General features: G+C 43.4%; 28 protein-coding genes and 1 riboswitch. Of the genes, 21 read left to right on the forward strand and 7 right to left on the reverse strand.

What is annotated here, in order from left to right:
* Positions 1-78 precede the first annotated feature (78 nt).
* Positions 79-1,008: a 3'-5' exoribonuclease YhaM family protein gene (locus DESME_RS04320; RefSeq protein ID WP_006715078.1), complete on the forward strand. Its 930-nt coding sequence runs from the start codon at positions 79-81 to the stop codon at positions 1,006-1,008.
* Between the two features lie 82 nt (positions 1,009-1,090).
* Here DESME_RS04320 and DESME_RS04325 read toward each other — a convergent pair whose 3' ends face one another.
* The 4 genes from DESME_RS04325 to DESME_RS04340 form a co-directional block, all read right to left on the reverse strand.
* The gene (locus DESME_RS04325; RefSeq protein WP_006715077.1) at positions 1,091-1,792 is read right to left on the reverse strand and encodes a hypothetical protein; all 702 of its coding nucleotides are present in this window, start codon (positions 1,790-1,792) and stop codon (positions 1,091-1,093) included.
* Between the two features lie 173 nt (positions 1,793-1,965).
* Positions 1,966-2,823: a MetQ/NlpA family ABC transporter substrate-binding protein gene (locus DESME_RS04330; RefSeq protein WP_006715076.1), complete on the reverse strand. Its 858-nt coding sequence runs from the start codon at positions 2,821-2,823 to the stop codon at positions 1,966-1,968.
* A gap of 111 nt (positions 2,824-2,934) precedes the next feature.
* Positions 2,935-3,624, reverse strand: coding sequence for a methionine ABC transporter permease (locus DESME_RS04335; RefSeq protein WP_006715075.1), 690 nt, complete (start codon positions 3,622-3,624; stop codon positions 2,935-2,937).
* Positions 3,614-4,639, reverse strand: a complete 1,026-nt coding sequence (locus DESME_RS04340; RefSeq protein WP_006715074.1) for a methionine ABC transporter ATP-binding protein — start codon at positions 4,637-4,639, stop codon at positions 3,614-3,616. The genes DESME_RS04335 and DESME_RS04340 overlap by 11 nt, the downstream gene beginning before the upstream one ends.
* Before the next feature lie 69 nt (positions 4,640-4,708).
* A riboswitch (SAM riboswitch) is annotated at positions 4,709-4,807 on the reverse strand.
* 252 nt (positions 4,808-5,059) lie between these two features.
* On the opposite strand from DESME_RS04340, the gene DESME_RS04345 reads away from it, so the two are divergent.
* From DESME_RS04345 to DESME_RS04410, 14 genes are all read left to right on the forward strand, one after another.
* Complete coding sequence (locus DESME_RS04345; protein WP_041484081.1) at positions 5,060-5,350, forward strand: YerC/YecD family TrpR-related protein; 291 nt, start codon at positions 5,060-5,062, stop codon at positions 5,348-5,350.
* Entirely contained in the window at positions 5,347-6,498 is a 1,152-nt protein-coding gene (hisZ, locus tag DESME_RS04350) for an ATP phosphoribosyltransferase regulatory subunit (RefSeq protein ID WP_006715072.1), read from the forward strand. The genes DESME_RS04345 and hisZ overlap by 4 nt, the downstream gene beginning before the upstream one ends.
* 53 nt (positions 6,499-6,551) lie before the next feature.
* On the forward strand, positions 6,552-7,631 hold the full coding sequence (locus DESME_RS04355; RefSeq protein ID WP_006715071.1) for a 6-phosphofructokinase: 1,080 nt from the start codon (positions 6,552-6,554) through the stop codon (positions 7,629-7,631).
* 189 nt (positions 7,632-7,820) lie between these two features.
* Positions 7,821-8,483, forward strand: a complete 663-nt coding sequence (hisG, locus tag DESME_RS04360) for an ATP phosphoribosyltransferase (RefSeq protein WP_006715070.1) — start codon at positions 7,821-7,823, stop codon at positions 8,481-8,483.
* A 19-nt stretch (positions 8,484-8,502) separates the two neighbouring features.
* Positions 8,503-9,780 (forward strand): histidinol dehydrogenase, encoded by a 1,278-nt coding sequence (gene hisD / locus DESME_RS04365; protein WP_006715069.1) that lies wholly within the window; start codon positions 8,503-8,505, stop codon positions 9,778-9,780.
* A gap of 14 nt (positions 9,781-9,794) precedes the next feature.
* Positions 9,795-10,385, forward strand: a complete 591-nt coding sequence (hisB, locus tag DESME_RS04370; protein WP_282432826.1) for an imidazoleglycerol-phosphate dehydratase HisB — start codon at positions 9,795-9,797, stop codon at positions 10,383-10,385.
* Between the two features lie 13 nt (positions 10,386-10,398).
* Entirely contained in the window at positions 10,399-11,028 is a 630-nt protein-coding gene (hisH, locus tag DESME_RS04375) for an imidazole glycerol phosphate synthase subunit HisH (RefSeq protein WP_006715067.1), read from the forward strand.
* Complete coding sequence (hisA, locus tag DESME_RS04380; protein ID WP_006715066.1) at positions 11,006-11,740, forward strand: 1-(5-phosphoribosyl)-5-[(5-phosphoribosylamino)methylideneamino]imidazole-4-carboxamide isomerase; 735 nt, start codon at positions 11,006-11,008, stop codon at positions 11,738-11,740. Before hisH ends, hisA begins: the two co-directional genes overlap by 23 nt.
* A 25-nt stretch (positions 11,741-11,765) precedes the next feature.
* A complete protein-coding gene (gene hisF, locus DESME_RS04385; RefSeq protein ID WP_006715065.1) occupies positions 11,766-12,524 on the forward strand; it encodes an imidazole glycerol phosphate synthase subunit HisF in 759 nt (252 codons plus the stop codon).
* Positions 12,525-12,548: 24 nt separating this feature from the next.
* Positions 12,549-13,253: a bifunctional phosphoribosyl-AMP cyclohydrolase/phosphoribosyl-ATP diphosphatase HisIE gene (hisIE, locus tag DESME_RS04390; RefSeq protein ID WP_006715064.1), complete on the forward strand. Its 705-nt coding sequence runs from the start codon at positions 12,549-12,551 to the stop codon at positions 13,251-13,253.
* A 111-nt stretch (positions 13,254-13,364) separates the two neighbouring features.
* Positions 13,365-14,438 (forward strand): tartrate dehydrogenase, encoded by a 1,074-nt coding sequence (locus DESME_RS04395; RefSeq protein ID WP_006715063.1) that lies wholly within the window; start codon positions 13,365-13,367, stop codon positions 14,436-14,438.
* Positions 14,439-14,534: 96 nt separating this feature from the next.
* Positions 14,535-15,488 carry an aldo/keto reductase gene (locus DESME_RS04400; protein ID WP_006715062.1) on the forward strand — a complete coding sequence of 318 codons (954 nt, stop codon included), beginning with the start codon at positions 14,535-14,537 and terminating at the stop codon, positions 15,486-15,488.
* A gap of 39 nt (positions 15,489-15,527) precedes the next feature.
* Entirely contained in the window at positions 15,528-16,130 is a 603-nt protein-coding gene (locus tag DESME_RS16150; protein ID WP_006715061.1) for a PAS domain-containing protein, read from the forward strand.
* Between the two features lie 41 nt (positions 16,131-16,171).
* The gene (locus DESME_RS04410) at positions 16,172-16,405 is read left to right on the forward strand and encodes a DUF2164 family protein (RefSeq protein WP_006715060.1); all 234 of its coding nucleotides are present in this window, start codon (positions 16,172-16,174) and stop codon (positions 16,403-16,405) included.
* A gap of 56 nt (positions 16,406-16,461) precedes the next feature.
* Here the strand turns inward: DESME_RS04410 and DESME_RS04415 are convergent, their stop codons facing one another.
* Positions 16,462-16,770 carry a zinc-ribbon domain containing protein gene (locus tag DESME_RS04415; RefSeq protein ID WP_006715059.1) on the reverse strand — a complete coding sequence of 103 codons (309 nt, stop codon included), beginning with the start codon at positions 16,768-16,770 and terminating at the stop codon, positions 16,462-16,464.
* Positions 16,771-17,034: 264 nt separating this feature from the next.
* On the opposite strand from DESME_RS04415, the gene DESME_RS04420 reads away from it, so the two are divergent.
* The 6 genes from DESME_RS04420 to DESME_RS04445 all read left to right on the forward strand — a co-directional run bounded on the left by DESME_RS04420 (position 17,035) and on the right by DESME_RS04445 (position 21,993).
* Positions 17,035-17,544, forward strand: coding sequence for a GNAT family N-acetyltransferase (locus tag DESME_RS04420; RefSeq protein WP_006715058.1), 510 nt, complete (start codon positions 17,035-17,037; stop codon positions 17,542-17,544).
* Between the two features lie 68 nt (positions 17,545-17,612).
* Positions 17,613-17,876 (forward strand): hypothetical protein, encoded by a 264-nt coding sequence (locus tag DESME_RS04425; protein ID WP_006715057.1) that lies wholly within the window; start codon positions 17,613-17,615, stop codon positions 17,874-17,876.
* 112 nt (positions 17,877-17,988) lie between these two features.
* Complete coding sequence (locus DESME_RS04430) at positions 17,989-19,089, forward strand: SpoIIE family protein phosphatase (protein ID WP_006715056.1); 1,101 nt, start codon at positions 17,989-17,991, stop codon at positions 19,087-19,089.
* A gap of 46 nt (positions 19,090-19,135) precedes the next feature.
* On the forward strand, positions 19,136-19,567 hold the full coding sequence (locus DESME_RS04435; RefSeq protein ID WP_006715055.1) for an ATP-binding protein: 432 nt from the start codon (positions 19,136-19,138) through the stop codon (positions 19,565-19,567).
* Positions 19,568-19,618: 51 nt separating this feature from the next.
* Positions 19,619-19,921 carry an STAS domain-containing protein gene (locus DESME_RS04440; protein WP_006715054.1) on the forward strand — a complete coding sequence of 101 codons (303 nt, stop codon included), beginning with the start codon at positions 19,619-19,621 and terminating at the stop codon, positions 19,919-19,921.
* A gap of 26 nt (positions 19,922-19,947) precedes the next feature.
* On the forward strand, positions 19,948-21,993 hold the full coding sequence (locus DESME_RS04445; RefSeq protein WP_006715053.1) for a methyl-accepting chemotaxis protein: 2,046 nt from the start codon (positions 19,948-19,950) through the stop codon (positions 21,991-21,993).
* Positions 21,994-22,062: 69 nt separating this feature from the next.
* Here DESME_RS04445 and DESME_RS04450 read toward each other — a convergent pair whose 3' ends face one another.
* A complete protein-coding gene (locus tag DESME_RS04450; protein WP_006715052.1) occupies positions 22,063-23,847 on the reverse strand; it encodes a carbon starvation CstA family protein in 1,785 nt (594 codons plus the stop codon).
* 132 nt (positions 23,848-23,979) lie between these two features.
* The gene (locus DESME_RS04455) at positions 23,980-24,624 is read right to left on the reverse strand and encodes a C40 family peptidase (protein ID WP_006715051.1); all 645 of its coding nucleotides are present in this window, start codon (positions 24,622-24,624) and stop codon (positions 23,980-23,982) included.
* Positions 24,625-24,650: the final 26 nt, after the last annotated feature.

Raw genomic sequence — 24,650 nt, forward strand, 5'->3', positions numbered from 1 at the left:
CTTAGTGTATACTTAACGGTGTGTCGAAAGTGTCGGTGAAATTTCAGAGTGTGAAATTTAAGAAAAAGGGGAACGAATATGATCCAAGATCTGAAGGCTGGAGAACGCTATCAGGGAATTCTTTTAATTACGGATTGGAAGGAGGCCACCTTTCGGAATAAACCCGGCAGTTATCTTATTTTAACCTGCCAGGATTGCACAGGCAGTATTGGGGGAAAAGTCTGGGAGATGACGGCCCAAATGAGCCACTGGCTTCAAGAATTCGATGTTTTTGAAATGAAAGGGCAGGTTAATGAATTTCGAGGGAATCTGGAGCTAAGCATTGATTCGCTTCAACCTGTACCTGAGGATAAAATTGAGCTTACAGAGCTTCTGCAAGCTTCTCCCGAGTCTGCAGGGGAGCTGGAGAAGAGGCTTAAAACATTGGTTCAAGAGGTAGAAGATCCCTATTTAAATCTTTTAATCAAACATATATTAGAGGATCCGAAAATCGGAAAAGCTTATCGAAGCTGTCCCGCTGCTCGAAAGATCCATCAGGCGTACTTGAGAGGGTTATGGGAGCATAGCGTTGAAGTTGCAGAACTTGCTGCTTCACTCGCCTCTCATTATCCAGAAGTGGACCGTGATCTAACTATTACAGGAGCACTGCTTCATGATTTGGGAAAAATAAGCGAATATGAATATGCACGAGGCATAGATGTGACCACTGAAGGACGATTATTGGGACATATCGTACTTGGTATTCAGATGGTTACTCGAGAGATAGATATGATCCTCGGTTTCCCTGTGGAGTTGAAGACCAAGCTGATGCATATTTTAGCGAGCCATCATGGACGATATGAATGGCAATCTCCGAAGCGCCCTAAGATTATGGAAGCACTCCTGGTGCATTATGCTGACGCAATGGAGGCAGAGCTTTGGCAATTCAAGCATGCCAAAGGAGCCTATTCAGATTCTGAGTGGTCCCCTTATTTACCAAGTATGGAACGGTATCTGTACTTAAAATAAAATGGGACGGCGTAAAAGAACAGGTGCTGTTGATGCTATAGTATCTGTTTTAAGGGGAATATTTTGTTGAGGACTGATGGGATTAGAGTATTTCCTGCGTGCGATACTCCCAGAAGCGGTTAGCTAGAAGACGAAGACAGAAGGGATGCTTGCTCCATTTGTCGAGTTCATCTAAGGAAAGCATGACGGCATACGCTTGCCGGCATGTCCCGAGTAAGGTATAGTTTTTGGCGAGATAGGCGAGGACAGAGAGAATAGCTTCTTGGCGCTCAGCATGGAAGAGATTCTGCACGTAACGCCGACTGATCGGACTTAATTTATAGCGCTCAAGTTCAGCGGTTAAGGGTGAGATCTCTGCGGGAGAAAAAGAAATCACCTCGAGCTGAGGCAAATCTGCAAGGATTTCAGAGTCTGTCAGGAATTTAAGCAAATTTTCCTGAATGGACAGCGGAGAAAATGGGAAGGGTCCTGCAGTCTCTGATAGAATCCGAAGACGAAGAAGATTAGAATGTAAAAGCTGATCTTCATGTTTGATAGGGCTGATCCGCGTACTCTCTAAAAGCCGAAGAAGTTTCCCCAAGGTCTCATTTCCATCACATGCGAGAGTTTCCCATATCGGAAGCAGGGAAGAAAGAAGCTGGCCAAGGTATGCATTTTTTGACTCGAAAATATGATATTGGATTAACGTTTCAACGGTTTCCTCTGTAGGGAGGGCTAAGAGCATGCGCAAATGCTCGGGATGAAGATGTAAGCGGGTTTGAACCTTGCGTTCGAAGGAATTCATAAATGTCCCACCTTGCTCAACTATTTGAACTTAGTGTATGAGAACATTTTAGTTCTATCCCTTCATTTTACTGGTAATACGAGGGAATACATAAAATGTACAGTGAAAAAAACAAAAAAGAAGCGAGATACCGTGTTGAACGGATCTCGCTTCTTAACGTTCGTCAATTAAAACTAAAAGGAAGGAATAACAGAACCTTGATATTTGTCTTCAATAAATTTCTTAACATCAGGGCTGGTTAAGGCTTTCATGAGTTTTTGAAGATTGGGATCATCTTTGCGATCCGCTTTAACAGCGACAATGTTGGAATAAGGGTTGTCTTTAGCCTCTTCGATGGTGAGTGCGTCTTTAGGATTTAAGCCGCCTTCAAGGGCAAAATTCGTGTTAATAACAGCACCAGCGGTTTTAGGGTCTTCTAAAACACGTGGAAGTTGAGCAGCATCGATTGTTGAGATTTTAAATTCTTTAGGGTTGCTGACAATATCTTGAACCGTTGCTTTAACCCCTACTCCGTCTTTGAGTTTAATTAGACCCGCCTTTTCAAGGACGACTAAGGCGCGTCCGCCGTTTGAAGGGTCGTTAGGGATTGCAATGGTATCTCCGGCTTTGAGCTCATCAACCTTAGTTGTTTTCTTAGAATAGAGACCCATAGGTTCTAGGTGGACTTGACCAATGGAAACGAGTTTCATACCACGGTCTTTAATAAAAGAATCGAGGTAGGGTTGGTGCTGGAAAAAATTAGCATCAATTTCGCCAGCATCAAGAGCGGTATTAGGCACAACATAATCGTTGTAGACTTGGATCTGGAGATCAATACCTTCTTTAGCTAATTCCGGTTTGATATGCTCAAGAATTTCGGCATGGGGTTTCGGAGTTGCCCCGACTTTGAGCACGACGGGTTTGTTGGAATTAGCGGTATTTCCTGTAGCGGCATTGTTAGCCGTGTTATTGCCACAACCGGTGACCAGTAATGAGAGGGAGACAAGTGAGCCAAGGACGAGAGTTGCTAGACGACGCTTTGATTTAAACATGTTTATACCTCCTCAAATCTAATCATTATTGAGTTATTTATGGATTCGCTTAGTTTATATCCAAGCTCTTTAATTAACGGGCCCATCAACTAAAGAAGCTCGATTATCAGATTAGTGATTGGCTAATTTACGGGCAAAAACGGTACCGATTGATTGGATACCTTGAACGATAAGCACAAGTAGTGCAACGGTAATTAACATAATATCGGTTCGAAAACGATTGTAGCCGTAATCGATCGCCAAGGCTCCCAATCCGCCGCCGCCGACCGCGCCAGCCATGGCTGTATAGCCAATCACGCTGATGGTGGTAATGGCGAATCCGAGAATCAGAGAAGCCGTGGCTTCAGGGAGTAGAACCTTGCGAATAATCTGCCAAGGAGAGGCACCCATTGACAATGCCGCTTCAATCACACCATAAGGAACTTCTTTTAAGGAGCTTTCGACCATGCGGGCGACAAAGGGTGCTGATGAAATGACCAGCGGAACAATCGCTGCCGTTGTGCCAATAGATGTTCCTACAATTTTACGCGTGAAGGGAATGAGGAATACGAGTAGAATAATAAACGGAGCGGAACGAAAAATATTAACAACCGTTCCTAAAGTTCTCTCAACCCATGGATTAGGAAGAATGTGTTCCTGCGAAGAAATGACAAGAATTACGCCAAGTGGAACACCGATAATATAGGCAAGTATGGTTGAAACGATAACCATGTACAGAGTTTCGCCAAGAGCTGGGGTAAGAATATGAATCATGTTCGGCCAGTAATTTGGGGTTGAAAGAATGGACCAATCAAATCCCATTTTGGACCACCTCCATTTTTAACCCGCGTTCGGAGAGATACGCGTGGGCTTTAGAAAGCTGTTCCGTCGAACCTTGGAGTTCAAGCGTGAGTGTGCCGAACAGTGTTGAGCGTAGGTGGTCAATACTTCCATACAAAATATTGGCGCGTACGTCACAGCCTTTCATCAAATCGGCGATGATAGGGTCTGAGGCACGGGAACCCAGAAAATGAATTCGAACAATCTCAGAATCAGGGTGAGCTGCAAGTTCGCGGAGAAGATCACTCGGCAACTCATTGGGGAAGATGCTAGAAATGAATTCTTTGGCAATCGCGGATTGAGGTTGAATAAAGACTTGTTCGACAGGACCGTATTCCACGATTTTTGAAGCATCGATGACTGCGACATCAGTACAGATTTCTTTAATAACCTTCATCTCATGGGTAATCATGACAATCGTCAGCCCCAACTGTTGGTTAATCTCTCGCAAAAGGTTAAGGATCGAGACCGTCGTTTGCGGGTCTAGCGCTGAAGTCGCTTCATCACAGAGAAGAACTTTCGGTCGGGTTGCAAGAGCACGGGCAATTCCAACCCGCTGCTTCTGGCCGCCGCTTAATTGAGAAGGATAGACATCCGCTTTATCTTCAAGACCGACGAGCGGGAGAAGATCTTTGACTCGTTTTTCAATATCATTCTTCTTATATCCGGCAATTTCTAAGGGAAAGGCAATATTTTCTGCAACAGTTCGTGATTGAAGTAAATGAAAGTGTTGAAAAATCATCCCAATTGTTTGACGTGCATCGCGAAGTCCTTTGCCGGAAAGCTTCGTAATATCTTGACCATCGATCAAAATTTGACCGCTGGTCGCTTCTTCCAAGCGATTTAGGCAACGAACAAGGGTGCTTTTTCCTGCACCACTCAGGCCAATGATTCCGTAAATGGCTCCACGTGGGATATCCAGAGAGATATCTTCGAGAGCGATGACATTTCCCTTATGGGAAGTGTAGGTTTTGCTTAAATGCTCAATGTTAATCAATGATTTCCCTCCCTCTGGGCATAACAAAAAACTTCACGGAGGAATCCCGCAAAGCTGCTTTCGGATTTCCTCTCATCTCCCAGTTATTCCTGCAGGATTTAGCACCGTGCATCACTGCCGGTTGCCGGGTTTCATCGGGCCAGTCCCTCCACCTACTCTGGATAAGAGTTTTATTTAATTATGAGCAATTCCTTAGGAATCACTCTTAAAATTAAGATAACGTTATTTTACACATAAAATCGGAAATGTGCAAGTGTTTTTTATTCAAATGAATTAACATCCTTGACAACACCTCAATACTTTAATAAATTAAAGTGGAGAAGAATAAGGAGATGATGTCTCGTGGACGAAGTTAAGAAAACATTTCAAGAGGATAAACAGGTTGAGGCTGGGGAGTCTTTAGAAGGAGTTGACCGCCGTCTGCGCGATCCTTTAAGTGACGAACTTTTCGAAGCCATTCTCTTATTAAAAGATAAGGAAGAATGCTATCGATTTTTTCAGGATATCGCGACAATTTCGGAGATTAAAGCACTCGCTCAACGGTTAGAGGTAGCAAAACTTCTTGAAAAAAATGTGACCTATACGACGATTGCCCATAAAACAGGGGCAAGTACTGCGACGATTAGCCGAGTTAAACGGTGTTTGTATTTTGGTGCCGATGGCTATCAACTGATTCTAAAAAGATTAGCAAAAAAGGAGAAAGTAAAATGAATCGTTCTTCCTTAGGATTAAGAATACCCACAGGAATGAGAGACCTTTTGCCAGAAGAAATGGCAGTACAAGATCAATTAGAAGGCGAAATCGTTTCCTTATTTAAATTATGGGCCTATCAAAAAGTTGCGACACCATCATTAGAATACGGTGCGTGTTTGCAACCTGATGAAGAAAAGGAAGACCTTTTTTATAAATTCTTTGATCGGCAAGGTCATGTCCTTGTTCTGCGTCCAGAACTCACGACGCCCATTGCCCGGATGGTCAGTTCAAGGTTAAAAGGTTCAGAGCTGCCCCTCAGATTATGTTATTCAAGCGATGTTTATCGGACCGAATCGAATCGTCATCAGGAATTCAGGCAAGCTGGAGTCGAGCTCATTGGGTCTGGTGATCCCTTAGCTGATGCTGAGGTTATCGCCTTAGCCATCGAGTCTTTGCGAAAATTCGGGTTGAAGGATTTTCAATTTAATCTTGGGCATATGGGAATCTTTTCAGGAATCATGGATGAATTAAAGATCGACACTGAGTTCCGGTTAAAATACGAAGAACGATTAGCCCATAAGGATTTGGTGGGGATTGAAAGAATCGTAGAAAAAAGCAAATTCTCTGATTCGGCGAAGAGAATTCTTTTAAGGATTCCTCATTTCCATGGCCAAGCAGAGATGCTAGAGGAAGTTCTAGACTGGAGTCAAAGTCTATCGTTACAGGAGGCAGTGGCCTCGTTAAGAAAGGTTTACGAATACTTAAAAGATTTTAATGTCCAAGAGTATGTGGCTTTGGACCTAGGAATTCTTCGTGGCTTTTCCTATTATACCGGAGTTATTTTCGAAGGGTATGTGCGTGATATTGGCTACCCTATTGTTGAAGGCGGGCGCTATGATGCGCTTTATGGCGAATTTGGCTATGCATTACCCGCAACGGGTTTTGCTATGAATCTTGGAGCTTTAGCGGAGCGGATGAGTCCCCAAACGAAACCGTGTCCAGAGGTTTTAGTCTATGGTGAAGATGTTTCACAGGTTATTCAAGCGGTCCAAAAACTCCGCGGAAAAGGTGTGCAGGCTGAGATGGGTATCGCAAATTTAAGCGCAGCTGAAGTTGAAATGATCGCAAAACGTAAAGGCATTGCTCAGGTTAAGCGAATAGAATAGTCTAGGATAAAACAGAGATAACATCACTCCGAAGAAATGAAAGGAGTAATTTAATGCATAAATTAGCCGTTCTCACCGGAGGAGGAGATTGCCCAGGACTCAATGCCGTAATACGGGCGATCGTAAAAAGCAGTTATCAAGAGGGCATCGAAGTGATTGGGATTCGGGATGGGTTTCGGGGTGCAGTTGAAGAAGATTACAAATTGTTGAAGTTGTCCAATGTTTCCGGTATTCTCCCGCGTGGTGGGACACTTTTAGGGACCACAAACCGTGATAATCCCTTCGCTTACCCAACCTTAGTTGAGGGTCAGCTCCAAATTGTTGATCGATCAGAAGAGGTTATTTCGCAACTCCAAGGGATTGGGGTTGAAGCCCTCTTGGCTATTGGCGGAGATGGAAGTTTAAGTATTGCCTTAGAGTTTGCTAAACAGGGTCTTCCCGTCATCGGAATTCCTAAGACGATTGATAATGATCTTATGGCGACAGATGTCACCTTCGGGTTCCAAACGGCAGTGTCTACGGCGCAAGAGGCACTCGATCGACTCCATACGACGGCGGAATCGCATCATCGGGTCATGATTTTAGAAGTTATGGGGCGGTATGCAGGCTGGATTGCACTCTATGCTGGAGTCGCAGGAGGAGCGGATGTCATTCTCATTCCTGAGATTCCTTATCAATTATCAAAAGTTGCCGCAGCCATGAAGAAGAGAGCAAATTTAGGCAAGAAATTCAGCATTATTGTAATCGCTGAAGGAGCTACACCCTTGGGCGGTGAAATGGTGGTCGAGCGGAATCTACTCGGTCGAATCGATCCGATTAAGCTCGGCGGAATCGGAGCGAAACTGGGGGAAGATCTCGAGATATTGACTGCCATGGAGACCCGGGTTACGGTTTTAGGTCATCTCCAACGAGGAGGGTCTCCTAACGCATCGGATCGGGTTCTAGCGACGCGTTATGGAGTTGCTGCAGTTGAAGCTGCCTTAGAAGGAGACTTTGGTACCATGGTTGCGTTACAGGGTCAAAAAATCGTTCGTGTTCCTCTAGCAGAAGCGGTGAATAAGTTAAAAAAAGTGAATCAAGATGAACCCGTTTTAAGCGCCGCTCGAAAGTTGGGCATTATGATGGGCGATTGATCCATTGTGCATTTGAATTCTCCGAAGAAGCCTCCTTTGGTGTGAATCTGAAATTAACAGTTGTCACGTTAATCTAAGACTGATATAATACATGCATATCAATTAACGCTTTAACGAAGTAAAGTAATAAAGAAAATATGAAATATTCATGGATGTCGTAGACTTTAATCAAAGGAGAGGAGAAAACCCATGTCCAATGACTTTTTAACGATTGCTCTCCCGAAAGGGAAATTATTGACGGATTCCTTGGAGGTTTTGACCCAGGCGGGAGTTGAATGCAGCGAAGTTAGTGAAGAATCACGGAAACTGCTTTTTCCTTTAGACGGTGCTGAAGCGCAAATTATTATCTGTCGGCCGACCGACATCCCAACGTATGTGGAACATGGAGCAGCTGATATCGGTTTTGTGGGTAAAGATACGCTTTTAGAGGAAAATAAAGATGTAGCTGAACTTCTGGATCTCAAGTTCGGTTACTGCCGATTCGTAGTCGCAATGCCTGAAGAAAATGTTCCACCGCGTTTGCCGAATGGGACCTTTGATTTAAGTGTCCTTAATCACCAACGGGTCGCGACGAAATTCACTCGAGTAGCTGAGGAATTCTTCCGGCAAAAGGGAATGCAAGTGGTACCGATAAAACTTCATGGAAATATTGAGCTGGCCCCCCGTGTGAACTTAGCTGAAATGATTGTTGATATCGTTTCTACTGGAACAACTTTACGGCAAAATCATCTCGTGGAAGTTGCACCCATTCTGGAAGCAACGACTCGCTTGATCGCGAATCGGGTAGCTTACCGGATGAAGTACCAACGGATCAATGAGTTAACTGAAAAACTTCGCGAAATTGTGAAGTGAGATTGGAGGATCCCTAGAAATGAAAGTTGAAAAACTCGAAGATATGAATTTATCACGTTTAACCCGTAAATCTTACGGGAATGATGCGGAACTTGAACAGCGAGTGAGCGATATTTTATCACGCATTCGTCATGAAGGGGATGAAGCCCTCTATCAGTTGACTGAAACTTTTGATAAAGTCAATCTACGGGAATCTGGGTTGAAAGTGAGCCCGGCAGAAACAGAGCAAGCGTACACGCAAGTCGATGAAGCGTTTTTATCAACAGTTCGTCAAGCGAGAGCGAACATTCTTTCCTATCATGAAAAACAAAAACGTTCGTCTTGGTTTGATGCAAAAGAAGATGGATCTGTTCTGGGTCAACTTATTCTCCCCTTAAAAAGAGTGGGAATTTATGTGCCGGGTGGTACAGCGGCTTATCCTTCGTCTGTTTTGATGAATGCTTTGCCTGCCGCGGTTGCTGGCGTTGAAGAAATTGTCATGGTGAGTCCTCCACGCTCAGATGGCACACTTTTGCCTGAAGTTTTGGTGGCGGCAGCTGAAGCCGGCGTTACTGAAATTTATAAAGTCGGGGGAGCGCAAGCTATCGCAGCCTTAGCTTATGGCACGAAGGAAATTGCTTCTGTCGATAAAATCACGGGCCCAGGAAATATCTATGTGACCTTAGCGAAAAAACAGGTTTTCGGCACCGTTGATATTGATATGTTAGCTGGGCCGAGTGAAATTTTAGTTTTGGCCGATGACACAGCGCGACCGGAAGAGCTTGCCGCTGATTTGCTGTCTCAAGCCGAGCATGACCGTTTGGCTTCAGCGATTCTTGTTTCTCCAGACCAAGCTCTTTTAGAGAAAACCATCCAGGAAGTGGAACGGCAATTGGCAGATTTGCCACGGGTAGAGATTGCACGCAGTGCTTGGGAAAACTATGGTGCTGCGATTTTAGTTCAAGATTTGGAGGAAGGGTTAGGTTTAGCGAATCAAATTGCTCCTGAACATTTTGAGCTCGTTGTAGCAGAACCTTTTCGTTGGTTAGGAAGGGTCAGAAATGCTGGGGCAGTATTTCTTGGACGCTTTTCACCAGAGCCCGTCGGCGACTACTTTGCGGGTCCCAATCACGTATTGCCGACAGGGGGGACAGCTCGCTTTTATTCACCCCTGAATGTTGATACATTTATGAAGAAAGTCAGCGTTATCAATTATTCGGAGGAAGCGTTAACACGAGATGCTCAGGCGATTGCTCACTTTGCCCGTCGTGAAGGGCTTGAAGCTCATGCTCGAGCTGTAGAAGCAAGAAAGAAATGATGCGTGAGGAAGGGATTCAAATGCGGGAAGCAACTCTCGAAAGAAATACCCGGGAAACTCAAATTAGAGTCAGGTTCAATCTTGATGGTAGCGGCGAAGCCCAGATTAAAACAGGTATTGGCTTTTTTGATCATATGCTGATTTCTTTTAGCCGTTTTGGCTATTTCGATTTAGACGTCCAAGCCCAAGGGGATCTGCAGGTGGATCCACATCATACGATTGAGGATTGCGGAATTGTCTTGGGACAAGCTCTGCAAAAGGCTTTGGGTGAGCGTCAAGGAATAGAGCGGGTAGGAGATACTTCTTTACCGATGGATGAAGCTTTAGTTCAGGTCGCGCTAGATCTTTCCAACCGCCCTTTCCTTGTCTGGGATGTTGAATGTTCAGACGGGATGATCGGGGATTTTCCAGTTGAGATGGCAGAAGAATTCTTTCGTGCTCTGGCCGTCAATGCGGGGATAACGTTGCACATTCATCTGATCACCGGCAAGAATCGTCATCATATTATGGAAGCTGTTTTTAAGGGAGTAGGACGGGCATTAGGTCTGGCAGTGCGAGTAAATCCTCGTTTTAAGGGTGTATTGTCGACGAAGGGTGTCTTATAGGGAGGTACGAGAAGTGATCGGGATCGTAGATTATGGCCGTGGAAATTTACGGAGTGTGGAAAAAGCGTTAGCACGCCTTCAATTTCCTGCCAAAATTATGACGGATGCAACGGAACTTGCTGACATGGACGGAATCATCCTGCCAGGTGTTGGCGCTTTTGCGGATGCGATGGCAGCTCTAACAGAACAAGGATGGGTTGAACCTTTACGTCAATTTGGTGCGTCGGGTCGCCCGTTTTTAGGGATATGCCTGGGTATGCAAGTCCTTTTTGAATTAGGGGAAGAGCATGGGAACCATCAAGGGTTAGGACTTTTGCCCGGTCGAGTCGTGCGTTTTCCGGAAGGACGAAAGGTTCCCCATATGGGTTGGAATACGGTGCATCAGGAAAAACCTTCTTTATTGTTAGAAGGAATTCCGGATGAATCCTTTTTCTATTTTGTGCATTCTTATTATGCGGTCCCTGAAAATCCAGAGGTCGTTGCTGGAAGTTGTGAATACGGCATCCGTTTTCCGGCTTTAGTAGGTCGGAATAACATTTGGGGAGCGCAATTTCATCCGGAGAAATCAAGCCCTTGGGGGTTAAAACTTTTAGAAAACTTCGGGAAGTGGGTGAATCAAAATGCTCGTGTTTCCAGCCATTGATTTAAAAGAAGGCAAAGCCGTTCGGCTATTACAGGGCCGGATGGAGGATTTCACGGTCTATGCAGAAAATCCCCTCGAAGTTGCGCAACGTTTTTTTCTTGAAGGTTCGAAATATCTTCATATGGTGGATTTAGATGGTGCTTTCGCAGGAAAACCCGTTAATGATGGCGTGATTCGCAAGGTTGTCGAGACTGTTGACTTAAAGGTTCAGGTTGGAGGAGGAATCCGCTCTCTTGAAAGAATTGAAGAGCTATTAAATTTAGGCGTTGCTCGAGTCATCCTTGGAACCGTTGCAGTAAGGGATCCTCAACTGGTGGCTGATGCTGTGAGACGTTTTGGTGGCGATAAGATTATCGTAGGAATTGACGCAAAAAATGGTCAGGTTGCGGTTCAAGGATGGGCGGAGACGACGGAAATGACGGCGACTGATTTAGCATTGAAGATGAAAGAAGTGGGCGTCCGGCGGATTATTTTCACCGACATCTCAAGGGATGGAATGCTTCAGGGACCGAATATTGAGAGTACTGTCCAATTAGCTCAAGTGAGTCAGCTTCAGATCATCGCCTCTGGTGGGGTTTCCAGTCTCGAGGACTTACAGAAGCTTCAAGCGCAAGCGGCGAGCGAGGTGACGATCGAAGGGGCGATCGTCGGTAAAGCGTTATATTCCGGGGCCTTCACTTTAGCTGAGGCTTTAAAGACGGTCGGTAATTGAGATAACAGATCCAGGAGGGGATTATATGCTTGCTAAAAGAATCATACCGTGCCTGGATGTGCACAGAGGAAGAGTCGTTAAGGGGACAAACTTTGTCAACTTGCGCGATGCCGGTGATCCAGTAGAATTAGCCGCACTTTATGACCGAGAAGGAGCCGATGAGCTCGTCTTTTTAGATATTACGGCATCCTCCGAAGGACGCGAAACCATGATCGAAGTTGTCCGCCGTACCGCGGAGCAAGTGTTTATCCCATTTACGATTGGGGGTGGGCTGCGTACGATTGAAGATATTCGTCAGGTTTTACGTGCAGGAGCAGATAAAGTTTCGCTGAATACGTCAGCTGTCCAAAATCCTAGCCTTATTGAAGAAGGTGCGCATGCCTTCGGAAGTCAGTGTATCGTCGTGGCAGTTGATGCGCGCCAAAAGCAAGCGGGTGGTTGGGAAGTTTATATTCATGGCGGACGGACCGCAACAGGTAAAGATGTCGTCGAGTGGGTACAAGAAGTGGAGCAACGCGGTGCAGGTGAGATTCTGTTGACCTCGATGGATCGCGATGGTACGAAGAATGGTTATGATTTAGAACTCACTCGTGCGGTAAGCAGAGCAGTTTCACTGCCTGTGATAGCGAGCGGCGGCGTGGGAAATCTGGAGCATATAGCAGAGGGCCTAACCATTGGAGAGGCTGATGCAGCCTTAGCCGCTTCGATTTTTCATTACCGGGAGTATAGTATAGAAGAAACAAAACGTTATTTGGAAGAATGTATGATTCCTGTGCGTTGGTAATTTTAAGAAATGAGGTAAGCTTGAATGAGTGAGAGTTTTCCTATCCTCAAAAAAATAAAGTGGAATGCGGATGGATTGATTCCTGCGGTGGTTCAGGATGTTGAAACTCGTGAGGTTTTGATGCTCGCTTATATGAATGAAGAATCTTTACGCCGGACTTTGCAAGAAAAGCAGGCCTGGTATTATAGTCGAAGCCGTCAGTCCTTGTGGAGAAAAGGTGAAACTTCTGGGCATACTCAAGAAGTGGTTGATATCAAATTTGATTGTGATCAGGACACCGTTCTCTTGACTGTAGACCAAACGGGAATGGCCTGCCATGAAAATTATTTTTCTTGTTTTCACTATGCTGTTGATGATGAACAAGCGATTGAATTTAAAACGGTGGGAGAACCGGAAGTACGTGCGGATATTTCTCTGGGGCAGACCCTAGATATGTTGGCTGAAGTGATTCATACGCGTAATCTAGAGCGACCGGAAGGAGCATACACAACTTATCTCTTCGAAAAGGGGATTGATAAGATTCTGAAAAAAGTAGGGGAAGAAAGCGCTGAGTCGATTATTGCCGCCAAAAATAATGCCCCAGAAGAAATTCGGGGTGAAGTATCGGATCTGTTCTATCATCTTTTGGTCATGCTCGAAGATCGCGGCGTGAACTTAAAGGAAATTTCACAAGAACTTTTGGGTCGCCAAAATAAGAAACATGAAAAAGACTACACTCTTACCAAGTAATCGATAACGAGCAAGCTTAAGTTACGAAAACCCGAAAGGATATGTTAAAAAAAACGTTCCTGTTCGGGTTTTTTTATCAGTTATCAATTTAGAATTTGGAGGCTAGAAACCATGCGGAATTATAAAATCGCCAGTTTACCCGGTGATGGAATTGGTATTGATGTAACTGCTGAAGCGGTGAAGGTATTAGATGCAGTAGCGCGTCTTGATGGAGGGATTCGTTTTGAATTCCAAGAGTTCCCTTGGGGAACGCAGTACTATTTGAAGCATGGTGAAATGATGCCAAAGGATGCTTTGGCTATACTTGCATCGTTTGACTCGATTTTGCTTGGGGCAGTCGGAGATCCAAGCGTGGCCGATCATGTTACTTTATGGGGAATGCTTTTACCGATTAGGCAGAGTTTTCAAGAGTATGTTAATCTTCGGCCGATAAAACTCCTTCCGGGAATTGAAAGCCCACTTAAAAATAAGGGGGTTAAGGACATTGATATGGTCTTCGTTCGTGAAAATACGGAAGGCGAGTATTCGGGTGTAGGAGGCAGAGTTAACCCAGGGACTTCAGCGGAAGTTGCGTTACAAACCGGAGTTTTTACCCGACATGGAACAGAACGTATCCTTCGTTTTGCTTTCGAAGTTGCCCAAAAGCGCCCCAAAAAGCATCTGACCTCAGTCACAAAATCGAATGCCTGTAACTATAGTATGGTTTTCTGGGATGAGGTTTTTAAAGAGGTAGGAACGGACTATGCTGATATTCATGCGGATCAATATCTTGTCGATGCCATGGCAGCTTTTTTAGTGACGCACCCCGAACGGTTTGATGTTATTGTTGCCTCTAATCTATTTGGTGACATACTAACGGATATTGGTTCGGCAATAATGGGAAGTATAGGTTTGGGTGCTTCAGCCAATATTGATCCATCTTTCAAATATCCTTCCATGTTTGAACCGATTCATGGGTCTGCACCCGATATTCAAGGAATGGGAATTGCTAATCCGTTAGGTGCAATTGGCGCAGTTAAAATGCTTCTCGAACATCACGGTGAGAATGAAATGGCAGAATTGCTTCAGCAAGTGATTGAACAACAAATCACAGCGCAGAAGGTATTAACTCCTGACTTAGGAGGAACTGCGAAGACTTGGGAAGTTGGAGATGACATCGTTACACGGATCCTGGCATCTCGATAGAGAACATAAATTTATGAGTTGTGAAGGGAAACGAAGTTTTATGGCGAATTCTAGAAAATATTAACAGATCTATAATTCGGAGACGGGGGGATTATAGTGAAAAAAACTAGATTAGGACAAACGCAGTTAGAAGTTAGCGAAATGTGTTTTGGTGTTTTACCTATGGTGCCACTTCAAGCGAGGATTTCGGAAGAAGCGGGCGGAGAACTCATTCTAGCTGCCCTCCGTCAAGGTGTAAATTTTATTGATACAGCAGAGACCTATAATACATATCCCCATATCCGGAGAGCCCTGGACCAATTTAACGGAGAAGTCATCATTGCCACAAAATCTCCTGCACATACCTATGCCGATATGGAGAGAAGTATTGAGTTAGCCTTAAAATCTCTTGGACGTGAACAGATTGAGATTTTCTTACTCCATGCCGCTCGTGTGACTCCTGCCGTCTTCGAAGAACGGGCAGGAGCTTTTCAATGTTTAGTCGACTACAAGGAAAAGGGAATTCTGAAGGCGATCGGAATTTCGACCCACGTCGTACCTGTTGTAAGAAGAGCGGCTGAAATTCCTAATGTAGATATAATTTTTCCGATTGTTAATAAGCTGGGAATGGGAATCGTCGATGGGAGTATCGACGAGATGCTTCAGGCCATCCGTAAAGCGCACGATGCTCGAAAAGGGTTGTATGGGATGAAAGCCCTTGCCGGTGGACATCTGATCACTGACTTGAAAGAGGCTTTTGATTTTGTTCGCCAAATACCCGAATTAAGCTCAATAGCGGTTGGTATGGTGAAGCTTGAAGAATTAGAAATGAATCTTAAGATATTTAACGATGAAGAATTATCTGCGAACCTTACAATAGGGAACTTAAAAGCTTCAAAGAGGTTACATATCCTTACGAATATATGTAGGGGCTGTGGCACCTGTGTTGAGACCTGTCCTAATGCTGCTTTATCTTTGGTAGATGGTAAGGCTCAAGTCGATCGTGACTCTTGTATACTGTGCGGGTATTGTAATCCGGTTTGTCCGGAGTTTGCATTGCGAGTGGTATGAAATAGAGTGATGTAAAAACTCATGACAAGGAGAGATTTCATGCAACAATTACTTCAACAAGACCCTTTCTTTAGGATTTTATTTGATACACTTCCCGTTTGGGCCTATGTCATGGATCCTGAGTGTCGGATCAATGCAGTCAACAAAGCAGCATGTGATTTCATAGGATGTACTCAAGGGGAATCCTATCTGCATCGATGTGGGACTATGTTGGATTGTATTCATCACACCGATGATCCTAGAGGCTGCGGATTTAGTCCCTATTGCAATTCATGTATTATTAGAAGCACCTCCCTTGAGGCAATCAAAGGGAAGGAAACACGTCGTACTAAGGGGGAAATTGAATTTGCTTCAGGCCAGGTTAAGTATGTGCTCGTGAGTTCAGCACCCTTCGAATATAAGGAAAAGAAATTAGCGGTAACCATTATTGAAGATGTTTCTTTAGTAGTAGAGTTAAAAGGATTATTACCCATATGTGCATCTTGCAAGAAAATACGGGATGATCAGGGATACTGGAATCATGTCGAACAGTATATTGAAGAACATTCTGAAGCAGAATTCACCCATGATATTTGCCCGAGTTGTACTGAAAAATTATATCCTGGATTAAACTTGGGAGTCAGGGAGACTAAAATCGGATAAATCTCAAAAGCGATACCCCAGGGGGATGGAGGGAAGAAGATTTGAAACAAAAATTAAAATTAGATAAGGAAAAAAGACAGGAGATGATTCGGACTCTGCAAGTTTATTTTCTTAATGAAAGAGAAGAAGAGCTAGGCGATTTAGCGGCGGATTTATTATTGGAGTTCATCATTGATAAATTAGCATTCGAGTTTTACAATCAAGGCGTGTATGATTCCTATAAATTTATGAGTGAGCGAACGGAGGATCTGCTCGGGATTATCAAATATGAGTAAAACAAAATAAAAAAGCCTTCCCAAGATTAAATCCTGGGAAGGCTTTAGTTCAAATTCTACCAGTTGCTGTTACGAGTACTGGGTTGGTAACATTCACGGCAATATACAGGTCTGTCACCAGTAGGTTGGAAAGGAACTGTTGTTTCTTTTCCGCAGTTGGCACAGGTTGCAGGGAACATTTCGCGTTGTGGGCGAGAATTGTATCCACCGTTGTTTCTGTTTTGAGCTTTTCTAGCAGCACGGCACTCTGGGCAACGACCAGGTTCGTTAGTAAACCCTTTTTCTGCATAGAATTCTTGTTCTGAAGCGGAGAAAGTAAATTCAGCGCCACAATCTCTACAAGTTAAAATTTTGTCTTCAAACATTAAAAAAACCTCCAAATTTTTATTACCCGCTACATGGAAGTGTTCATTTCTTCCTAGAGCTTTAGGCAATAGAGAAGGTTTTTAGTAAATCCACAATTCAACGAGCTTGCTATCAGTATAACTGGAATCGGAAGATAAGTCAAACATCCTATTGAAAACGCTTAAAAGTCAGTAAAGTCAGTAATATAGAAGGAATTGTACAGAATTAGAAAGAATTGAATTAAGAAATATTAATAATATCAAAGGTAATTAGAGGTATGCATAATGAAAATTCTTGAAGCATCGGAAAATTGTATTGATGCGATTCTGACCTTATGTAAAAATTGTTCCGAACATATGATTGATCAAGGAATTGATCAATGGGATGAAGTTTACCCAAACAAAGCGGTCTTCTTGGAGGATATCAGGACGAAATCTTTATTCCTTGCGGGATCTCCTAATATCTCTGAGCATATTATGGGGTGTATTGTCTTGAATGAACATCAAGACCCTGAATATGAAATGGTTAATTGGCAATATACATCTGAAAAAATTGCCGTGATTCATCGTTTGATGGTTGATCCTCTCTATCAAAGGCAAGGGATTGCCCAACACCTGATGAGCTATGCTGAAAACGTAGCTTCTGAAAGAAAGTATGGAGCGATTCGGTTGGATACATTTATCGAAAATGAACCTGCCATCCGTTTTTATAAGAAACGGGGTTATGAAGCTGTAGGAAATGTTTTCTTTAGAAAAGGAAAGTTCCTGTGCTTTGAAAAACGATTAAGTTCATAACCTCCAGGTATTTAAGAAGGAACAAAGAGAAGAACGAGAAGAACGAGAAGAACGAAGGAGGGGAATAAATGAGCAATCCATGTGGTACGACGCGTGCCAATATTCTCGAGAAAACCGAGGTGAGGGGGATCCCTGTTTATTTTGGGACGGGGGTCAACCCTGTAAATTCTCCAGCTCAGTTCTTTGTAGCTTGGGGGAAGGGAGTTCTTGAAGGGGGCTTGATTCGCACCTTTAACAATGAACAATTGGATTACGGATTTCTCTGGTTTATCGACGAAGAGGAGGCTGAGGCCAAATATAGTGATTTACAGAAGGATTTGATGAAAGAATAATTCGAAAAATCGACTTGATTTTCGAGAAATACAGAAGGATTGTAGAAAAAAAGCTAGAATTATATCTAATATAAAATTGAAACGATTTTAATTCAGCCTGCGGGAGGCATTTATGAAAATTGAAAGCCAACAAAAACTTGTGGATTTGTGCTTTGAAACGGGCTATTGCTCTGATGCTGTAATTGCAGTGGCTTCACGTGTTTTCGAAGCCGCCCAAGAAGGAATATTGATGACTAATCCGCACGGAAGAATTGAATTTGTAAACCCAGCCTTTACGCAAACAACGGGGTACACGCTCGAGGAAGTCTTGGGTAAAAGTCCGCGTATTCTTAAATCCGGCAGGCATACGGTCGATTTTTATCGGGAGATGTGGTTAGACCTTAGCGAAAAGAGACAATGGCAGGGTGAAATTTGGAATAAACGTAAAAATGGAGAGATCTACCCTGAAACGTTAGCCATCCATGCAGTTTATGACGAAAAGTCAGAGTTAACACATTATTTTGCGATTTTCACTGATATCACTGCGGACATGAAGAGGCGTAAAGAATTAGAATTGGGAGGCCAAATTCAAAAGAACATTTTAAGACCTGACCTAATCCATGAGAGACTGAGAATGAAAAGTCTATTTCTACCCTATGATTACTTAAGCGGAGATTCCTATGATTACCGTTGGGATGAGGAAAATCAAATTTTCAAAGGATTTCTTTTCGATGTAATGGGGCATGGGATCGTAACGGCTTTACAAGTATCTGCTCTTAGGGCAATTTTCCGGTATGTCGTCTCTAAAGATCTCTCTTTGTCGGAAAAAATGCAATGGTTGAATCACGAAAGCATAGCTATTTTGCCTGAGGAGTTCTTTGCAGGTGCTATCCTTTTTAATATCGATCTTTTAAAAGAAACATTGACCTATTCTGTGGCGGGAATCAACCATTTCCTAATTGCTTCTAGAGAACAAGGCATAAGGAAAGTAAGCCAACCCGGGCTCTTCTTAGGTATATCTGCAGAGGAGCAGTATGAGGAGTGTCAATGTTCATTCAAGCCTGGGGATGGAGCTGTTTTTTTAACAGACGGCTTTATGGACCCTATTCAAGAGAAAGATATCTCTTTAGAAAATATGGATATAACAAATCTTATGGAGGTGTTAAGCTCGATGCTTTTCAGAGAAAACATCCTGGATGATGCCACTGCTTTAGGTTTTATATTCCAAAAGTAAATGACCTGTTGCTTTAAAACTTTAAACGAGGGAAGAGGTGAAAAATATGCGACAAAAACTGATGCAGTGTACCTTTGTAACAGAGCAAGAATACCAAGCCAAACGGGAAGAGGTTCATCTATGTATTGAGCACGCTTTAAAAAAGCTACCTGAGAATGAGGTGATCCTAGTAGAAATTGCGATCAACGAAGCGATCAATAATGCGTTTAGAGCTGGTTCAGGCCAAACCTTGGTGCCCGCAGTTACGTTAAGCCTCTCCTTACTCGAATCCCAGTGCTTATGTGTTCGTATTAAGGATGCAGGGAGCGGATTCTGTGCTGAAGAGGTCTTGTCCGATTTTTCTACTCGAACGTGTGAGAATAATGAAGAATGGCAATGGGGGGAATCGGGTCGGGGGTTATTCATCATGGAGACAGTCATGGATCAGGTTCACTATAATGCTAAAGGAAATGCAGTCTCCCTACTTAAAAACATTTGATAATTAGAATAATCTTTATTGAGTCAGAATTTTGAAGGAGGAACGTTTATTATGTCGTTTGAAATTAATGCTAACCCCCAGGAGGTCGCGGTTATTTTAGAAGGGAAGATATTTGTCGAAGATGCAGCTCAGTTACGGGAAAGACTTCTCGATTTGATAAATCAAGGACATCGTCGGTTTATTATAGATATGCATAAAGCAACATATATCGATAGTTCAGGACTTGGCGTGTTAGTTGCTATCCATAAACGTGCTCTTGAGAATGGTGGAAAAGTTGTGATTAAAGGCTTACAGGGAGTTGTCAAAGATCTTTTCCTCATGACACGTCTCAATAAGGTGTTTGAAATCGATTAAGGGCTAAGTAAGAAGGAGATGGGGTTATGAAGCTATCCGTCCGGTTTCGGGTTTTAGGTGGGTATTTCGGGATTGTTTTTATTTTTATTGGGGCAATTTTGGTAAGCAGCTATTTCCAGAACAAAGTGGATACAAGCGTAGATGAAGTATTTAATCATGCGAATATTTTATCGTTGTCTAAAGATTTGCAAAGAGATATTCATAGTGCTGATGATAATATGCTCAGAGCGAGCAATGCGCAAACAGCTACTGAACGCAAACCTCTGGTCGATGCTTATCGGGCTGATCTGCAAATGATTGACCAGAATCTTGCAGCAATAAACAAACTTGATCTACTGCCATCAGATCGACAGGATCTTCTAAAATTTCAAGATCTGTTGAAAACTTATACACAGTCTAATGAACAGATTATACAAAGTATACCTGGAAGTAATCTAGGGGTCTCAGGGCAGAACACATTTGAGCCTCTTGTGCTATTGCTTACGAGCTTCGATCAAAGGCAAAGTGATACTTTGAAAGCGAACCAAACGGAAATTCTAAATAATATCAGCAGCGCTAATCGTAACAATGTTTTAGGTACTCTTTTAGCAGTTGCTATGGCAATTTTCGTTGGTGCAGTCCTTTCACGCTGGATTATCCGTGAGATCAATCAATTGCAAGAGACCATGAGTAAAGCGGGACTAGGCGATCTCACGGTTGTTGCAGAAGTTAAATCAAACGATGAATTTGGGGACTTAAACGCTGCTTTTAATGTGATGGTGACCCGATTGGCAGAACTTGTGAATCAGGTTAGAGATCTTTCTAGTAATTTGGCAGCTTCTTCCCAGCAACTTGCGGCGACGAGTGAGGAAGTCACCGTTTCGGTAGAAGAAGTGAGTAAAAGCATGCAAACGGTAGCTTCTGATGCGGAGACGGGTACGAGATCAATTGTCGAGTCCTCTCAGGTTTTACTTGAACTTTCTTCCTTAACTCAAATCGCTAAGCAACAAAGTCAATCTGCTGCTGCAAGTTCTCAAACAACCTTAGAAACAGCAGAAAGTGGGAAAAAGACTGTTGAAGATGCCGTGAGTAGAATGGCAACGATTCGTACCAAGACACTCGAAACAGAAGAGCTGATGGTCACCTTAAGTGAACTTTCCCAACAGATTGACTCGATTACAGAAACGATTACAGGGCTTGCTGATCAGACTAACCTTTTAGCACTTAATGCAGCGATTGAAGCTGCTCGTGCAGGTGAATCGGGAAGAGGGTTTGCTGTCGTTGCTGAAGAGGTCCGTAAATTAGCTGAACTTTCGACCCAAGGAGCGAAAGATGCATCAGGATTAGTTCAAAAAGTTCTCGTTGGGGTGGAGGCAGCAGTTCAATCAACCAAAGCGAGTCGCGAAGAAGTCGAAAATGGTGTACAAATTATGAACCAAGCTGGAGAGGCATTGAACAATATTTATGAAGCGGTGCAACATACCGCTAAGGATGTTCAATATAGTGTCGAGGTTACTGATTCAGAGGTCGCGAGCTCGGATAAGATAGTACAATTGATTAACACAGTTGCAAGTGCCATCGAAGGGACATCGGCACAAGCGCAGCAAGTTGCAGCATCTTCAGAAGAAATCAGTGCATCGATGGAAACGGTAGCAACGAGTATTCAGGAAACGGCACTCATGGCGCAAGAGTTAAATAACGATGTAGATCACTTTAAGGTGATAAAGGACAAGCTAACAAACAAGGATATTCTCGAAAAAGCGAAAACAGATCATCTCCTCTGGAAGTCACGTGTCGTAAATATGATAAAAGGGCTTGAAACGCTTTCGCCTGAAGAAGTTACTTCTCATAATAATTGTCGACTGGGTAAATGGTATAATTCGGGTGATAATTCCTTTAAGGACATCTCAGAATTTAAGGCTATGGATGAACCGCATCGCTTAGTCCATGAAATGGCACAGGAGGCGGCTAAAGCTTATCAGCAAGGAGATATTAGAAAGGCTCAAAGTTGTCTTAAAAAATTAGATCTCCAATCAGGTAAAGTCATAAAATATTTAAATAACCTTATTGATAAAGCGGAAAATGTAAAATAGTAAAGAAAAAGGATAGTGGCTTGCCACTATCCTTTCTCTTTGACAGAAAACGATTACCTCATAAAAAACTTAACTCTGAGGATCGAGTTTTGGAGTTGGAGTTCCGTGCATCAGCTCAAACCATCTGCGAATGGCTATGACAAGGATGATCGTTACTAAGACCATCATGATCCCGGTTAGAGCGGCTAAAAGGTTTTTGCCGACGGGAAGATAGTAAATGACAATATTTTGATATCCCGCAGCAATTGTGGTTATGGTAACGAAGATGAAGGGGATGATTGTTGTCCAAGCATATTGGGCTTTACCCATCTTAAAAATTATGGTAGTCCCAATGGCTAAGGCCATACCTGCGAGTAATTGATTCGCTACCCCGAATAAGGGCCAAATGGTTGAAATATCACCATTATAGACGAGATAACCCCAGGTGAGTGAAATTAAGGCACTTGATATAATCATTCCTGGAAACCAGTTTACTCTACCGAAAGGCTTATAAACTCTTCCTCCTAATTCTTGTAATAAATAGCGACCAACCCGTGTACCCGCATCAATGGTTGTGAGAATGAAAAGGGCCTCGAACATAATGACGAAATGGTAGAGGTAACTTGAAATAGAGGCAAGGAATGGGATTTTGCTGAAGATATCTGCCATTCCTACACCTAGGGATACTGCGCCTCCGGCTCTGCCTGCTACATTTTCACCGACCAGTGCGGAAAGTTGGGGAAGTTCCTGAATGGTCATGCCTAACTTCTGAAAAACTGCAGGAGCAGTATTGATGGCGAAGTAATCTGCAGGATGTAAACTCGTTGCAGCAATTAATGCCATTAAAGCGACAAATCCTTCAACAATCATAGCTCCAAAGCCAATCGGGAGGATATCCCGCTCGCGGGAAATCATTTTTGGAGTGGTCCCAGTTCCAATAATCGCGTGGAACCCTGAAAGAGCGCCGCAGGCGATAGTGATAAACATGAAGGGCCACACTGGGCCAGGAATAATAGGACCACCACCACCGACAAAGGGTGTAAAGGCAGGCATTCTCAGGTTGGGTTGGATAAAGATAATGCCTAAAGCTAAAGCACCAATAACGCCTATTTTTAAATAGGTACTGAGGTAATCGCGTGGCGCAAGGAGGAGCCAGACGGGGAGAGCTGCAGCCGCAAAGCCATAGACTGCGAGAATGATCGCGAGCTGTTGATGTGAATAGGTAAAATACGGAGCAAAGAAGGATTGTTCAACCATAGGGCCGAGGATGACCCCAAGAAAAATTAAAGCTACACCAATAACAGTCGCCTCTCCGAGTCTGCCAATACGTATCCATCTGAGATAGATTCCCACAAAGAGAGCAATGGGGATGGTGACGCCAACGGTAAACGTTCCCCAGGGACTGTTAAAAAGGGCATTGACGACGGCTAAAGCTAATCCTGCCATGGTGATGATTAAAATGAAGAGCACGGCAAATGAAGAAACTATGCCCGCGACAGGACCAAGTTCATCTTTAGCAATTTCAGAAATAGACAAACCATCATGGCGTACTGAGGCAAAAAGGATAACCATGTCATGAACAGCACCAGCAAGGACTGTACCAATAAGGATCCAGAGAACGCCCGGCATGTAGCCATATTGAGCTGCAAGAGTGGGCCCGATTAAGGGGCCAGCACCCGCAATTGCTGCAAAATGGTGTCCAAATAGAACCCATTTGTTAGTCGGGACATAATCTCGATCATCATTATGGATCACTGCCGGAGTCTTACGACTATCATCCAAGGCTAAGATTTTCGCAGCGATGAACGAACCGTAGAGACGATAACCTAGAGTTAAAACGAGAGCTGCTACAATAACGAGCCAAATTGCATTCATGGATTAGACCTCCTTCTTTTAGTCAGGAATTAGTTTGCAAATTTATAGCAAATTTCATTCATGCTTTATTTAAAGTTTTATTTTAAATAATAAAAAGCTCCCGCAGAGCGAGAGCTAAAGAAAGTTGACTTACTAATAGACGCGTTTTGCCCCAATATAAGCATTTTTCCAATAGGGACTAAAACTCGAAATAATAACGCCTTTGGAGGTCGTTGCACTCAAAAATTGATTATCGCCAATGTATATTCCAACATGACTGACTTGTCCGCTGGATAAAAAGCTAAAAATGACCAGATCCCCAGGTTGGAGAGCGTTAAATCTCACTGGTGTACCTATGTTATATTGATCACGGCTGACGCGTGGAAGAGTAATCCCATTTTTCGCAAAGACGTACTGAGTAAATCCTGAACAATCAAAACCAGAAGGGGTATTTCCGCCCCATAGATAGGGAGCCCCTGTATAATTTTGAGCTGTTGAGAGAATCTGTTGAGTCTTAAGTGCTCGGGTTAGGGCTTGCTCGGTTAAAGGACCATAGATCCCATCCGCCTGGAGTTTCGCGCTTTGTTGAAACGCCTGAACTGCAGTTTTGGTTTTGATGCCGTAAATTCCATCGACGGGTCCTGGATTATATCCCAGTGTTTTAAGATCGGACTGTAAAGCTTGAACTGAGGAATCGCGGGTACCCACTTTAAGCAGAGTTGCGGCATGGGCAGTTGGAGTAATAGCAAGAACGCTGAGCATGATCAGTACAGCAAATAAGATCAGTCTCTTTTTCAATCCTAATTCTCCTTTCGTTCTATCAA

It is taken from the genome of Desulfitobacterium metallireducens DSM 15288 (assembly GCF_000231405.2).
Classification (GTDB): Bacteria; Bacillota; Desulfitobacteriia; order Desulfitobacteriales; family Desulfitobacteriaceae; genus Desulfitobacterium_A; species Desulfitobacterium_A metallireducens.

Bases quoted from the DNA above. Each gene is read 5' to 3' on its own strand.
- DESME_RS04320 (WP_006715078.1), top strand. From the start codon at position 79: ATGATCCAAGATCTGAAGGCTGGAGAACGCTATCAGGGAATTCTTTTA.
- DESME_RS04325 (WP_006715077.1), bottom strand. From the start codon at position 1,792: ATGAATTCCTTCGAACGCAAGGTTCAAACCCGCTTACATCTTCATCCC.
- DESME_RS04330 (WP_006715076.1), bottom strand. From the start codon at position 2,823: ATGTTTAAATCAAAGCGTCGTCTAGCAACTCTCGTCCTTGGCTCACTT.
- DESME_RS04335 (WP_006715075.1), bottom strand. From the start codon at position 3,624: ATGGGATTTGATTGGTCCATTCTTTCAACCCCAAATTACTGGCCGAAC.
- hisZ (WP_006715072.1), top strand. From the start codon at position 5,347: ATGAATCGTTCTTCCTTAGGATTAAGAATACCCACAGGAATGAGAGAC.
- DESME_RS04355 (WP_006715071.1), top strand. From the start codon at position 6,552: ATGCATAAATTAGCCGTTCTCACCGGAGGAGGAGATTGCCCAGGACTC.
- hisG (WP_006715070.1), top strand. From the start codon at position 7,821: ATGTCCAATGACTTTTTAACGATTGCTCTCCCGAAAGGGAAATTATTG.
- hisD (WP_006715069.1), top strand. From the start codon at position 8,503: ATGAAAGTTGAAAAACTCGAAGATATGAATTTATCACGTTTAACCCGT.
- hisA (WP_006715066.1), top strand. From the start codon at position 11,006: ATGCTCGTGTTTCCAGCCATTGATTTAAAAGAAGGCAAAGCCGTTCGG.
- hisF (WP_006715065.1), top strand. From the start codon at position 11,766: ATGCTTGCTAAAAGAATCATACCGTGCCTGGATGTGCACAGAGGAAGA.
- hisIE (WP_006715064.1), top strand. From the start codon at position 12,549: ATGAGTGAGAGTTTTCCTATCCTCAAAAAAATAAAGTGGAATGCGGAT.
- DESME_RS04395 (WP_006715063.1), top strand. From the start codon at position 13,365: ATGCGGAATTATAAAATCGCCAGTTTACCCGGTGATGGAATTGGTATT.
- DESME_RS16150 (WP_006715061.1), top strand. From the start codon at position 15,528: ATGCAACAATTACTTCAACAAGACCCTTTCTTTAGGATTTTATTTGAT.
- DESME_RS04415 (WP_006715059.1), bottom strand. From the start codon at position 16,770: ATGTTTGAAGACAAAATTTTAACTTGTAGAGATTGTGGCGCTGAATTT.
- DESME_RS04420 (WP_006715058.1), top strand. From the start codon at position 17,035: ATGAAAATTCTTGAAGCATCGGAAAATTGTATTGATGCGATTCTGACC.
- DESME_RS04425 (WP_006715057.1), top strand. From the start codon at position 17,613: ATGAGCAATCCATGTGGTACGACGCGTGCCAATATTCTCGAGAAAACC.
- DESME_RS04430 (WP_006715056.1), top strand. From the start codon at position 17,989: ATGAAAATTGAAAGCCAACAAAAACTTGTGGATTTGTGCTTTGAAACG.
- DESME_RS04435 (WP_006715055.1), top strand. From the start codon at position 19,136: ATGCGACAAAAACTGATGCAGTGTACCTTTGTAACAGAGCAAGAATAC.
- DESME_RS04440 (WP_006715054.1), top strand. From the start codon at position 19,619: ATGTCGTTTGAAATTAATGCTAACCCCCAGGAGGTCGCGGTTATTTTA.
- DESME_RS04445 (WP_006715053.1), top strand. From the start codon at position 19,948: ATGAAGCTATCCGTCCGGTTTCGGGTTTTAGGTGGGTATTTCGGGATT.
- DESME_RS04450 (WP_006715052.1), bottom strand. From the start codon at position 23,847: ATGAATGCAATTTGGCTCGTTATTGTAGCAGCTCTCGTTTTAACTCTA.